The organism is Bordetella avium, assembly GCF_034424645.1.
Taxonomy (GTDB): Bacteria; Pseudomonadota; Gammaproteobacteria; order Burkholderiales; family Burkholderiaceae_B; genus Bordetella; species Bordetella avium.
Window position 1 is genome coordinate 818303 of sequence record NZ_CP139969.1, and the last position, 12291, is coordinate 830593.

At 63.0% G+C, this 12291-nt stretch carries 10 protein-coding genes; 2 read left to right on the forward strand and 8 right to left on the reverse strand.

The genetic code is table 11. The features are described 5' to 3' along the window. Positions 1-5 precede the first annotated feature (5 nt). Genes U0029_RS03930 through kdpF form a run of 5 tightly spaced genes read right to left on the reverse strand, consistent with a single transcriptional unit; the run spans position 6 to position 7421 of the window. Positions 6-2750 carry a DUF4118 domain-containing protein gene (locus U0029_RS03930; RefSeq protein WP_114852254.1) on the reverse strand — a complete coding sequence of 915 codons (2745 nt, stop codon included), beginning with the start codon at positions 2748-2750 and terminating at the stop codon, positions 6-8. 39 nt (positions 2751-2789) lie between these two features. Beyond that, entirely contained in the window at positions 2790-3374 is a 585-nt protein-coding gene (kdpC, locus tag U0029_RS03935; protein WP_012418345.1) for a potassium-transporting ATPase subunit KdpC, read from the reverse strand. 18 nt (positions 3375-3392) lie between these two features. Next, a complete protein-coding gene (gene kdpB, locus U0029_RS03940; protein ID WP_114852355.1) occupies positions 3393-5528 on the reverse strand; it encodes a potassium-transporting ATPase subunit KdpB in 2136 nt (711 codons plus the stop codon). 19 nt (positions 5529-5547) lie between these two features. Beyond that, a complete protein-coding gene (kdpA, locus tag U0029_RS03945; RefSeq protein ID WP_114852255.1) occupies positions 5548-7332 on the reverse strand; it encodes a potassium-transporting ATPase subunit KdpA in 1785 nt (594 codons plus the stop codon). Continuing rightward, positions 7332-7421 carry a K(+)-transporting ATPase subunit F gene (gene kdpF, locus U0029_RS03950; RefSeq protein ID WP_039051291.1) on the reverse strand — a complete coding sequence of 30 codons (90 nt, stop codon included), beginning with the start codon at positions 7419-7421 and terminating at the stop codon, positions 7332-7334. The genes kdpA and kdpF overlap by 1 nt, the downstream gene beginning before the upstream one ends. A gap of 608 nt (positions 7422-8029) precedes the next feature. Between kdpF and U0029_RS03955 the strand changes: the two genes are divergently transcribed. Continuing rightward, positions 8030-8275 (forward strand): DUF4212 domain-containing protein, encoded by a 246-nt coding sequence (locus U0029_RS03955; RefSeq protein ID WP_114852256.1) that lies wholly within the window; start codon positions 8030-8032, stop codon positions 8273-8275. After that, positions 8275-10341: a sodium:solute symporter family protein gene (locus tag U0029_RS03960; protein ID WP_114852257.1), complete on the forward strand. Its 2067-nt coding sequence runs from the start codon at positions 8275-8277 to the stop codon at positions 10339-10341. The genes U0029_RS03955 and U0029_RS03960 overlap by 1 nt, the downstream gene beginning before the upstream one ends. A gap of 4 nt (positions 10342-10345) precedes the next feature. On the opposite strand, the gene U0029_RS03965 is transcribed toward U0029_RS03960, so the two are convergent. The 3 genes from U0029_RS03965 to trxB are packed head-to-tail and all read right to left on the reverse strand — an operon-like array spanning position 10346 to position 12280. After that, positions 10346-10675, reverse strand: a complete 330-nt coding sequence (locus tag U0029_RS03965; protein ID WP_012418340.1) for a DMT family transporter — start codon at positions 10673-10675, stop codon at positions 10346-10348. Beyond that, positions 10672-11340: a Smr/MutS family protein gene (locus U0029_RS03970; RefSeq protein WP_012418339.1), complete on the reverse strand. Its 669-nt coding sequence runs from the start codon at positions 11338-11340 to the stop codon at positions 10672-10674. The genes U0029_RS03965 and U0029_RS03970 overlap by 4 nt, the downstream gene beginning before the upstream one ends. After that, positions 11327-12280 carry a thioredoxin-disulfide reductase gene (trxB, locus tag U0029_RS03975; protein WP_012418338.1) on the reverse strand — a complete coding sequence of 318 codons (954 nt, stop codon included), beginning with the start codon at positions 12278-12280 and terminating at the stop codon, positions 11327-11329. Before trxB ends, U0029_RS03970 begins: the two co-directional genes overlap by 14 nt. Between the last annotated feature and the right edge of the window lie 11 nt (positions 12281-12291).

The window sequence follows — 12291 nt, forward strand, 5'->3', positions numbered from 1 at the left end:
GGTTTTCAGGAAAGCTCGTGGTCGATGGTGGGCGGCTGGCCCAGTGGAAGCTCGAAGATGAAGCGCGCGCCCTGGCCGCCAGGTGCCGGTTCGACCCAGATACGGCCCTGATGGGCTTGAACAATGGCACGGCAAACCGACAGGCCTAGCCCGACGCCGGGCAGCGCGGACTCTCTTTCTCCGCGTGTGAATTTCTGAAATATCCTATCCTCGCTGCCGGGCGCCACGCCAGGGCCCTGATCGCTCACGCTCACTTGCAGCGCGTCATCGCTGACGCGCCCTTCGAGCGTGATGGTTCCGCCTTCCGGGCTGTATTTCGCCGCGTTTTCCAGCAGATTGCAAAACACCCGTTCGATGAGCATGCCGTCGCATTCGACCAGCGGCAGCTCGGACAGCGGCAACACCCTTACCTGATGGCCCCGCAAGGTCTCGCGCATATTGGCCAGCGCGGCGCCGGCCAGCTCCTCGACGGACTGCCATTCGCGCTTGAGCGGTGTGCCTTGGCTTTGCAGGCGTGCCATATCCAAGAGATTGACCACCATCCGATGCATGCGTCGCGCTTGGTCGCGAATGGCGTTGGCCTGCTCCTGAACGGCGGCGTCGGTGGCGCTGCTGGCCAGGGTTTCGGTCATGCCGATCAGGCCGGTCAAGGGTGTGCGCAGATCATGCGAAACCGCAGCCAGCAGCGAGTTGCGCAGTTTTTCGGACTCGACATTGAGCAGGGCATGCTGCGCGACTTCTACATAGTGCAGGCGTTCTAGGCCGATGGCGATCAGGGTGGCGTAGGCCTGCACTTGACGCCACGACGCCGGTGCGCTGGCGATCGGATGCGAGGTTTGCAGCACCAGCACGCCGCGCACGCGCATGGGGGCGGCCAGCGGCACGTACAGCAAGGGGCTGTTAGACAGCGTGGCGGTGCCCGCGCCCGCGGCCTGCCCGTGATCCTGCACCCACTGCGCTAATGAGGGTTCGGGCGCAGCCATTGAGGGAGGCGGTGTTGCCGCCAGTTGCAGACGATCGTCCATGCCGAGAATATAAAGCGCGCTATCGGCGTCGAAGGCAGCCTTTAAAAACGTGTCGGCAGCCTGCACGATCTGTTCGGGTAAGAGGGCGGATGAGAGTTCGCGTGCGAATTCGTACAGAGCGCGGGCGTCAGCCTCGCGTTTGACCGATGTTTCGGCCTGTGCGTGCAGGCCGGCGGTAAGCTGGCCGATCAACAGGCCTACACCGAGCAGTACGGCGAAGGTCAGCAGATATTGCACGTCCGAAACGGCGAAAGAAGAAATCGGCTGAACGAAGAAGTAGTCAAACAGCCCGACGCTGATCACTGACGCCAGCGCTGCCGGCCCGCGCCCGTGGCGCAAGGCTACGCCGACGACGGCCAGCAGGTAGAACATCACGATATTGGTCTGGTGCAGCAAAGGGAAGGCCAGCTTTGACACAGCGGTGGCGAACAGGCAATAGGCCAGCGCCCAGCCATAGTCGGGCCAGCGGCGCGGCGCGGGCGTGGCGGCCTGTCTTGAGCCGGAGGCGGTCAGCGGATCGTGTTGCACTGGCGCTACCGGTGCGTGGGCGGGAGCGGCTACGCGCAGAATGTCGATATCAGGACAGGCACGGGCAAGCTCATCGGCGAAGCTGTGCCGCTGCCACAGCCAGCCGGGCGCGAGCAGGCGGTCCAGCTGGGGGGCGAGCCTGCGTCTTGCCTGCCCGCGACCCACCACCATCTTGGTGACGTTGTGCCGGCGGGCGTAGCGGGCTGCCGCTTCCACCCTGTCGGCGCCCGCCAGAATTTCGGCGTGCGCGCCAAGCGTCTCAGCCAGCGCCAGGGCCTGCTCCAGGCCGCCGTGCGGCTGTCCAGGACGTATGTTCAGGCCTTCGATGGTGATGACGTGCCACTCGCAGTCCAGTTGTTGCGCCAGACGGTGTGCATTGCGCACGACATGCGCGGCGTCGGCATCCGGGCCGATGCAGGCTGCTACGGTTTCCCGTGTGCGCCACACTGGCTGGATGGCGGCATCGCGGCGGTAAGCTTGAACGTCGTCGTCGACATGATCCGCCGTTCGCCGCAGAGCCAGTTCGCGCAGCGCGATGAGGTTGCCCTTGCGGAAAAAATGATGGGTGGCATGACGCGCCTGGTCCGGCACATAGACCTTGCCGTCCTTGAGGCGGCGCAGCAGCTCATCGGCCGACAGATCGACCAGTATGATTTCGTCGGCCTGATCGAAAATATCGTCGGGCACGGTCTCCCAGACGCGCACGCCGGTGATGCCGCCCACGGCCTCGTTCAGGCTGTCGAGGTGCTGGACATTCAGCGTGGTCCAGACATCGATGCCGGCATGCAGCAAGTCTTGCACATCCTGCCAGCGTTTGGCGTGGCGAGAGCCTGGCGCATTGCTATGCGCCAGTTCATCGAGCAAAAGGAGCGCGGGGCGGCGTTGCAGGGCGCCTTCCAGATCGAATTCGCGCAGCACATGTCCGCGATAGGCCAGCGTTTTGGGGGGCAGCAGCGGCAGGCCATCCAAGAGTTGCTGTGTTTCCTTGCGGCCGTGGGTTTCGATGACCCCGGCCAGCACCTGAACGCCTTGCGCGATCTGAGCGCGGGCGCCGGCCAGCATGGCGTAGGTCTTGCCCACGCCTGCCGAGGCGCCGAAGTAAATGCGCAGGCGGCCCCGGCGTGCGGCTGCTGCGGCCTGGTCTAGCGTATGCAGCAGAAGGTCGGGGTCGGGGCGGTTGGCGCCAGGGACGGTCATGGAGGCCGGGAAAGAGTGCGGCACGAGGCGATACGCCTACTATACGCCGTCGTCCAGCGCCAAATTCAGCGCCAGTACATTGACCACGGGCTGGCCCAGAATGGCTAGCCCTGGCTGTTCGATGTGACGGTCGATCAGAGCTTGTACCCGCTCCAGGGGCAGGCCGCGTTCGCGTGCGACGCGGGCCGCCTGGTAGCGTGCGGCCTCGGGGCTGATGTGGGGGTCCAGTCCGCTGCCTGAGGCCGTGAGCAGATCTACTGGAATCGGCGCCTTATTGTCCGGGTCTGCCTGATGCAGGGCCTGGGCGCGGGCGCGCGCCGCCTCGGCCAGCGCCGGGTTGGTCGGGCCCAGGTTGGAGCCGCCGCTGGACACCCCGTTGTAGGCCATCGGGGCGGTGGCCGACGGACGGCCCCAGAAATAGCGCGGCTCGCTGAAGTGCTGGCCTATCAGTTGCGAGCCCACGATTTTGCCGTTGCGTTCGATCAGGGAGCCTGCGGCCTGTGAGGGGAAGAGCAGCTGCGCCAGCCCCGTGGTGACAAAGGGATAGAGCAGGCCCGTGATCAGGGATAAGGCGATGAACAGCATGAGCGCCGGACGAACAAGGGGGATAGTCTTGGTTTGCATAACAGTCTCCGATGAGGCTCAGACCCAGCCGAGCGCGGCCAGCACCATGTCGATGAGCTTGATGCCGGCGAAAGGCACGATCAGCCCGCCCAGTCCGTAGATAAGCAGGTTGCGGCGCAGCAGTGTGGCCGCGCCCAGAGGGCGATAGCGCACGCCGCGCAGGGCCAGCGGAATCAGCAGCACGATGATGAGTGCATTGAAAATCACTGCGGACATAATGGCCGAGGCGGGCGTCGTGAGCGCCATCAAATTGAGCAGACCCAACTGCGGATAGACGCTGGTGAAGGCCGCCGGAATAATCGCGAAGTACTTGGCCACGTCGTTGGACATACTGAACGTGGTGAGGGCGCCGCGCGTCATCAGCATCTGTTTGCCGATTTCCACGATCTCGATCAGTTTGGTGGGGTTGGAGTCCAGGTCCACCATATTGCCCGCCTCTTTGGCGGCTTGGGTGCCCGAGTTCATGGCGACGGCGACGTCGGCTTGGGCCAGGGCGGGCGCATCGTTTGTGCCGTCGCCGGTCATGGCCACCAGCCGGCCCTCGGCCTGATAGGCGCGGATCAGCTTGAGTTTGGCCTCAGGCGTGGCTTCGGCCAGATAGTCATCGACGCCGGCCTCGGCCGCGATGGAGGCCGCCGTCAATTTGTTGTCGCCCGTGATCATCACGGTTTTAATGTCCATGCGGCGCAGTTCGGCAAAGCGCGGCTGGATTTCCGGTTTGACGATGTCTTTCAGCTCGATGGCGCCCAGTGCGCGTCCATTCTCGGCCACGACCAGCGGGGTGCTGCCCCGGCGAGCGATGTCATCGGCGGCGCGCGCGATGGCGCTTGGCAAATCCGAGCCCTGTTCCCGCAGCCAGGCGGCGATAGCGCTTACTGCGCCCTTGCGGACCTGGCGGCCATCGCTCAGATCAACACCGCTCATGCGGGTTTGCGCCGTAAACGGTACGAATACGGCGCTATCCAGGTTGGCGGCGCGTATGCCGAACAGGCGTTCGGCCAGCATGACGATGCTGCGGCCTTCTGGTGTTTCATCGGCCTCCGAGGCCCAGCGGGCGGCCTGAGCCAGGTCGCGCTCTGCCACGCCCGGTGCGGCGTTGAAAGCCGATGCCTGACGGTTGCCGAAGGTGATGGTGCCAGTCTTGTCGAGCAGCAGCACGTCCACGTCGCCGGCCGCTTCCACCGCGCGCCCCGAGGTGGCGATCACATTGGCTTGCATCATGCGGCTCATGCCCGCCACACCGATGGCTGACAGCAGGCCGCCGATCGTGGTCGGAATCAGGCAGACCAGCAGGGCCACCAGCACGGTCACCGATACGGCGCTGCCTGAGCCGTTGGCGCTCACCGAGTAAACCGAGAAGGGCAACAGCGTCACCACGACCAGCAGGAACACCAGCGTCAGCCCGACCAGCAGAATGGTCAGGGCCAGCTCGTTAGGGGTCTTCTGGCGCTTGGCGCCTTCGACCATCGAGATCATGCGGTCCAGAAAGCTCTCGCCCGGATTGGCGGCGATGCGGACCACGATCCAATCAGACAGCACGCGAGTGCCGCCTGTGACGGAGCAGAAGTCGCCGCCCGATTCACGGATGACAGGCGCCGATTCGCCGGTGATGGCGCTTTCGTCTACCGAGGCAATGCCGGCGATAACCTGGCCGTCGCCGGGCACGGTGTCGCCCGGCAGGATGAGCACCACGTCGCCACGGCGCAAATCGCCGGACGGACGCATCGTAGCGGTCTCGCGCCAGGCCTGCACATCGGGGTGACGGGCATCGTCGTCGCGCCAGTTGCGCAAGGCGCGTGCTTCAATGGTGGTGCGCAGGCCGCGCAGCGTGGCGGCCTGCTGCTTGCCCCGACCCTCGGCCAGCGCTTCGGCGAAGTTGGCGAACAGCACGGTAAACCACAGCCAAGAGGCCACCGCGAAGATGAAGCCCGCTGGCGCGTCAGCGTGTCCCGCCAGCGCCAACACCCACAGGGCGGTGCACAGAATGCTGCCCACGTAGACCACGAACATCACGGGGTTGCGCCATTGCGCAGTGGGCGAGAGTTTGCGCAGGCAGTCCAGCAAGGCGGTCTGGACGAGCTTGCGAGACCAGAGGCTATCGCGCGTCAGCGCGCTCGCACTATGTCCGCTGGCCAAGTCAGTTGATTTTTGCATGATGAACAGTCCAACGAAATCAGGGGCGGGCTTGCAGGTGTTCAGCAACGGGGCCCAGCGCCAGGGCGGGAACGTAGGTGAGGGCACCCACCAGCAGCACCGTTCCAATCAACAGCACGATGAATAGCGGGCCGGTGGTTGGCATGCTGCCCGAGCTTTGCGCCAGGCGTCTTTTCCCTGCCAGGGAGCCGGCCAGGGCGAGAATCGCCACAATGACGAGAAAGCGGCCGAACCACATCGCCAGACCCAGCAAGCTGTTGTAGAAGGGGGTGTTGCTCGACAAACCGGCAAAGGCGCTACCGTTGTTGTTGGCGGCCGATGAGAGCGCGTACAGCACTTCAGAGAAGCCGTGTGCGCCAGGATTGAGCATGCCGGCCAGGCCTTGCGGCACGCTGACGGCGAGCGCGGTACCCGCCAGCACCAAGAAGGGCGTGACGAGAATGGCGATCGACACCATTTTCATGTCGAAGGCTTCGATTTTCTTACCCAGATACTCAGGGGTGCGACCGATCATGAGGCCGGCGATAAACACGCCCAGCAAGGCAAAAGCCAGCATGCCGTACAGACCCGAACCCACGCCGCCGAACACTACCTCTCCTAACTGCATGAGAAGCATGGGTCCCAGCCCGCCCATCGCCGACAGCGAGTCGTGCATGGTGTTGACCGCGCCGCAGGACGCTGCTGTGGTGACGACCGCGAACAGGGCCGAGGCGGCGACGCCGAAGCGGCTTTCCTTGCCTTCCATATTGCCCAGCAAGCCATCCGCCGATAGGTGGCTAAGCGCTGGCGTCAGGGCTTGCTCGGCGTTTTGCGTCAGCCAGGCCAGGCTGACGAACAATAAGGTCATGGCGGCCAGTATGGCCACGCCCTGGCGCCGGTCGCCGACCATCTCGCCAAAGGTAAAGCACAGGGCGGCCGGGATGATCAGGATGGCCAGCATTTCCAGCAGGTTCGACAGGCCTGTCGGGTTTTCGTAGGGGTGGGCCGAGTTGGCGTTGAAAAAGCCGCCGCCATTGATGCCCAGGAGCTTGATCGCCTCTTGCGAGGCGGTCGGGCCCATGGCCAGTGTTTGCGTTTGTATGACAAGGGTTTCAGTAAGCGGCTTGCCGGCAGCATCCATCATGGGCTGCCCCGTGCTGTCCAGACGGGCTTGTTCGTAAGACTGTGCTTGCAGTGTGGTGACTTCCTGATAGGCCGCCGTGTTCTGGATCACGCCCTGGCTGACCAGGGCCAGCGCCAGGGCCAGCGCCAGCGGCAGCAGCACATAAAGCGTGGCGCGCGTCGCATCGACCCAGAAATTACCCACCGTGGCGCAGCCATGTCGGGCGAAGCCGCGGATCAGAGCGAACAGCACGGACATGCCGACGGCAGCCGACAGAAAGTTTTGCACCGTGAGCGCCAGCATCTGGGTCAGATAGCTCATGGTGGACTCGGGCGAGTAGCCCTGCCAGTTGGTGTTGCTGACGAAGCTGATGGCCGTGTTGAAGGCCGAGTCTGGAGACACCGCGCCCAGGCCAACAGGATTCAGCGGCAGAAAGCCTTGTAAGCGTTGCAAGGCGTAGACCGCGATAAAGCCCAGTACGCTAAAAATCAGCACGGCCACGGCATATTGGCGCCAAGTCATTTCCGCTGCCGGATTGACACCGGACAGACGGTACATGAGGCGTTCCAGCCAGCGGCCCCAGGCGGTAGCCGCATAGTGCTCATCCTCCATGGCGCGACGGATGTAACGGCCCAAAAAAGGAGCCAGGATCAGGAGGATTGCCAGATAAAAGACGAGCAGACCGAAGAATTGGCTATCCATCAGAATTTCTCCGGTTTGAATAGTGCGATCAGCAGATAAACGCACAGCAGGGCCGCCACGCCGCCACTGATCAGGTAAAGCCAGTTCATGAGCGCTCTCCCTTGTTGAGCGCGGCGCAGAAAAGGATCAGCCCCCAGGTCAGGACCGCGAACAGACCCAGCGAGACGAGATAAAAGAAATCCACTTTCGTACTCCCGGCGCGCGAACGCGCCCGAATTGACCCCGGTCGGGGTATGGCCGGCAGGTTACGAAAGGAGGGGTAAAAACGGGATAAAGCTTTGGGGCGGGGGTGTAAACGCGGTGTAAAAATGCCCCCCAATGCTGCGCAGGCCTGGGGCGTGCATCAGGGTGGGGCATGGCAGCAGTTCGGGCTTGCGGGGACGGGCCTAGGGGAGGCAGAGGGGGGGAAAGGTGGGAAATTCAGCGCTTTGTCATGATATGCACTGGTTTGGTGCGCGTTATATCGAAATAAATGCGCTGTCTTAGGGCATTCCCCTAGTGTGACAAGCCCGTATCTGGTGCAGAATTCCGTCCCATGCAGGTGAGGAGACATGCCCTGCATGGGCAACATAAACCGGCGGCACCGGTAAAAAAATAAAGCAGTACCAAAAATAAAAAGTAAATGCGCGACGGCTGGCACCTTGGTGCTGGCCGTTGTCGCTTAAAGACGCGCGCCTGCGCCACCAGGACGAACACGATGCCACAGACTCCCAAGCCTTATTGGCGCCGCAATCTGCGGTGGATCAGCCTGTTGTTGGCTATTTGGGTGGCATTGACCTTCGTTCCCGCCTATTTCGCGCGCGAGCTGAACTTTGATTTTCTTGGGTGGCCCTTCGCCTTTTGGATGGCAGCGCATGGCGCGCCCGTGGCTTATCTGGTCATCATCGTCGTCTATGCTGTCGTCATGAACCGCGCCGATGCGCGCGCCCGCCGGAAGCCCTGATGCCGTTCTCAGGTGCGACGCCGCAGCAGTTCAAGCGAAGGCTGCGCTGGATCTATCTCAGTTACACGGCGGGCTTCCTGCTCCTGGTGCTTTTGCTGGCGTTGGCCGAAGTGCTGGGTATGCCGCGCGCCTGGATCGGTTATGTGTTCCTGCTGTTTACGGTCAGTCTGTATGCCGGTATAGGCATCGTTTGCCGTACTTCTGATCAGGTCGAGTATTACGTCGCCGGACGGCGCGTGCCTGCCATCTATAACGGCATGGCGACGGCGGCCGACTGGATGTCGGTCGCCTCCTTTATCGGCGTTGCTGGTACGCTTTATCTCACTGGCTATGGCGGTCTGGCCTACATCATGGGCTGGACCGGCGGCTTTGTATTGCTTGCCTTGCTGCTTGCGCCCTATCTGCGCAAGTTCGGTCAATACACCATCCCCGATTTTCTAGGCGCGCGCTATGGCGGCAACCTGGCGCGCATGACCGGCGTGGTATGCGCGGTGTTGTGTTCGTTCACCTATCTGGTGGCGCAGATTTACGGCGTGGGCATCATCACCACCCGCATGACCGGCATTTCGTTCGAGTTGGGTATTTTCGTGGCCCTAGGGGGCATGCTGGTCTGTTCTTTTCTGGGGGGGATGCGTGCGGTCACCTGGACGCAGGTAGGGCAGTACATCATTCTGGTGATCGCCTATCTCGTGCCGGTAGTCTGGCTCTCGGTCAAGCACACGGATGCGCCCTTGCCGCAGTTTTCCGCCGCCACGCTTTTGCAGGAAATCACAGAAAAAGAAAAAGCGCTGCGCATCGATGCTGATGAAATCGGGGTGCGCCAGCTTTGGGCCGACCGTGCCCGTGAAATGGAAGGCCGTTTGCAGGGACTGCCACAGTCCTGGTTGAGTGAGAAGGAAAACCTACGCACCCGTCTGAGCCAGATGGACGTCAGCGACGCGCCCATGGTCGAGATTCGCTCTCTGGAACGGGAGCTGGCCGCCTATCCGGCCAGCGTGGAGGAGGCCCGCACCCTCTGGTCGCAGGCGCGAGACATCTTCGAGGCGCGGGCTGCGCCGCCCATACCCCATGCCGAACCCTATCCCTCGGAAGACTCCAGTGCCCGCGAGAACATGCGGATCAACTTTCTGGCGCTGGTGTTATGTCTGATGTTGGGCACGGCGGGCATGCCGCATATTCTGATGCGTTCTTACACCACCCCTTCCGTATCCGAGGCGCGGCGCTCCGTGGGCTGGTCGCTGTTATTCATTCTGCTGCTCTACTTCATGGCACCGTCGCTGGCCTTGCTGGTCAAATATGAAATCTATACCCAGGTCGTGGGGTCGAGTTTTCTTAGCCTGCCGAACTGGGTTCATGCCTGGAGCGCGGTGGATGCCAACCTGTTGCAGGTGTTTGACGTCAATCGCGACGGCATTGTCCAGGCTGCCGAGATCAGCATGGGGGCGGATGTCGTCGTGCTGGCCATGCCGGAGATCGGCGGTCTGCCTTATGTGATTTCGGGCCTGGTGGCCGCAGGCGGGCTGGCCGCGGCGCTTTCCACGGCCGATGGCCTGCTGCTGACGCTGTCGAACTCGGCCTCGCATGACATGTGGTTCCGGGTAGTGTCGCCGCGCATGTCAGCGGCACGCCGCGTCATGGTGTCCAAAATACTTCTGCTGCTGGTGGCCTTCGCGGCGGCCTGGGTCGCCGCCCGTAAGCCAGCCGATATTCTGTTCATGGTGTCGGCGGCATTTTCCTTCGCCGCATCCTCTTTCTTCCCGGCGCTGGTCATGGGTGTGTTCTGGCGGCGTGCCAATAAATGGGGCGCCACCCTGGGCATGGTGGTGGGCGTGTTGACTACCTTTGCCTATATGGCCCATACCCACCCCTGGTTGCGGGAATGGGTATTTGGCGTGGCCCGCGCCGAGCCGGTGCAACTATGGTGGGGGATTCAGCCTATCGCGGCAGGCGTGTTCGGCGCCCCTGCCGCTTTCCTGACGATTATCGTCGTGTCATGGCTGACGCCGCGACCGGATGGCAACACCCTGGCGTTGGTCGAGTATCTGCGCGAACCTGAGCACCGCTAAGGCGTCAGTGAGCCACCGATTTCGAAAAAACGTTCATCACGATGACCCCTGCGACGATCAGCGCGATGCCGACCATGGCCGCAAGATCCAGCGTCTGCTGAAAAAAGAAGACCCCGATCAGGGAAATGGCCACGATCCCCACGCCTGACCAGACGGCATAGGCGATGCCGACCGGCAATTCGCGTAGCGTGAGCGACAGGCAGTAGAAGGAAACCATATAGCCTGCCACGGTGATGATCGAGGGCAGCAGACGGGAAAACCCGTCGCTGGCCTTGAGCGCGCTGGTGGCGATGATTTCAAAGCCGATGGCGAGCGCCAGATATAACCACTTCATTGGCGAGCCTCGCCACGCATCAGGACGAGCAGCACGCCGGCGCCTCCCTCGCGTTCGGCCGCTTCGGAAAAAGCCATCACCTCGGCCTTTTGCACCAGCCAGGTGCGCACCTTGTCCTTGAGCACCGGCTCCAGCCCCTGAGAGCCATAGCCCTTGCCATGCACGATGCGCAGGCAACGGATGCCATGTTCCAGGCACTCGTTCAGGAAAGAAATCACGGCGTGGCGGGCCTGCTCCACGCGCAAGCCGTGCAGATCCAGCTCTGCGCCGACGCGCCACTGGCCGCGCTTGAGATTGCGCGCCGTATCGGGGGCTGCATCGTGGCGCACGAAGGCCGTGCCGTTCTCGGACAGTAGCGGCGCGATGTCGCCGCCGTCAGAGACCCCCTGATCGGCGCGTGAGGGCGTCTCGCCCGTTGCCGAGGCGCGGCGCTGAGCGATGGCGGGAGAAATTTCCACCCGCTTTGGGTGCAGAGCCTTGGGGGCGGCTTTCATGGGCGTGGCATGCGCCATCGCCCGGCGAAAGGCGGTCACGTCATCTGGCGTGGCCGCACGCGCACGTTCGGCTTGCGCCTCGCGCTCGCGCCGCTCCTGTTCGGCCTGTCGTGCCTGGACGTTTTTTTGCAGCGTTTTGAGGTCGGCCAGACCAAGCTTAGTTCCCCGCATTCTCCAGCCACCGTTGTGCGTCCAGGGCGGCCATGCAGCCGGTGCCGGCGCTGGTGATAGCCTGGCGGTAAATATGATCCTGCACGTCGCCGGCGGCGAATACGCCAGGCACGGAGGTCATGGTGGCCAGACCATTCAGGCCGCTCTTGGTGACGATATAGCCGTCTTTCATGTCGAGTTGGCCTTCGAAGATGCCGGTGTTGGGCTGATGGCCGATGGCCACGAAGCAGCCCAGCGCGGCCAAATCTTCGGTGGCGCCGGTTTCGACGTTGCGAATGCGCACGCCCGTCACGCCGCTGTCGTCACCCAGCACTTCTTCGAGGGTGCTGAAAACGCGCAATTCCATATTGCCGTTCTGGACTTTGTCCATCAGTTTGTCGACCAAGATGGGCTCGGCGCGGAATTTGTCGCGCCGGTGAATCAGGGTGACCTTACGGCAGATGTTCGACAGATAGAGCGCTTCTTCGACGGCCGTGTTGCCGCCGCCGATCACCACCACGTCCTGGTTGCGGTAAAAGAAACCGTCGCAGGTGGCGCAGCCCGAGACGCCGCGCCCCATGAATTTTTCTTCAGAGGGCAGACCGAGGTATTTGGCCGAAGCGCCCGTGGCGATAATCAGCGCATCGCAGGTGTACACATTGCCCGTGTCGCCCGTCAGGGTGAAAGGGCGCTGCGAGAGGTCCACCTTGGCGATGTGATCGAAGACGATTTCGGTGTTGAAGCGCTCGGCGTGTTTTTGGAAGCGCTCCATCAGGGCCGGACCCTGGACGCCGTCGACGTCGGCCGGCCAGTTGTCCACCTCAGTGGTGGTCATGAGCTGGCCGCCCTGGGCCAGGCCGGTGACCAGCAGCGGCTTGAGGTTGGCGCGGGCGGCGTAAACCGCTGCGGTGTAACCGGCGGGGCCGGAACCGAGAATGAGAACTTTGGCGTGTGTGGACATGGCGGCTATTC

Bases quoted from the DNA above. Each gene is read 5' to 3' on its own strand.
- U0029_RS03930 (WP_114852254.1), bottom strand. From the start codon at position 2,750: ATGACCGTCCCTGGCGCCAACCGCCCCGACCCCGACCTTCTGCTGCAT.
- kdpC (WP_012418345.1), bottom strand. From the start codon at position 3,374: ATGCAAACCAAGACTATCCCCCTTGTTCGTCCGGCGCTCATGCTGTTC.
- kdpB (WP_114852355.1), bottom strand. From the start codon at position 5,528: ATGCAAAAATCAACTGACTTGGCCAGCGGACATAGTGCGAGCGCGCTG.
- kdpA (WP_114852255.1), bottom strand. From the start codon at position 7,332: ATGGATAGCCAATTCTTCGGTCTGCTCGTCTTTTATCTGGCAATCCTC.
- kdpF (WP_039051291.1), bottom strand. From the start codon at position 7,421: ATGAACTGGCTTTACCTGATCAGTGGCGGCGTGGCGGCCCTGCTGTGC.
- U0029_RS03955 (WP_114852256.1), top strand. From the start codon at position 8,030: ATGCCACAGACTCCCAAGCCTTATTGGCGCCGCAATCTGCGGTGGATC.
- U0029_RS03960 (WP_114852257.1), top strand. From the start codon at position 8,275: ATGCCGTTCTCAGGTGCGACGCCGCAGCAGTTCAAGCGAAGGCTGCGC.
- U0029_RS03965 (WP_012418340.1), bottom strand. From the start codon at position 10,675: ATGAAGTGGTTATATCTGGCGCTCGCCATCGGCTTTGAAATCATCGCC.
- U0029_RS03970 (WP_012418339.1), bottom strand. From the start codon at position 11,340: ATGCGGGGAACTAAGCTTGGTCTGGCCGACCTCAAAACGCTGCAAAAA.
- trxB (WP_012418338.1), bottom strand. From the start codon at position 12,280: ATGTCCACACACGCCAAAGTTCTCATTCTCGGTTCCGGCCCCGCCGGT.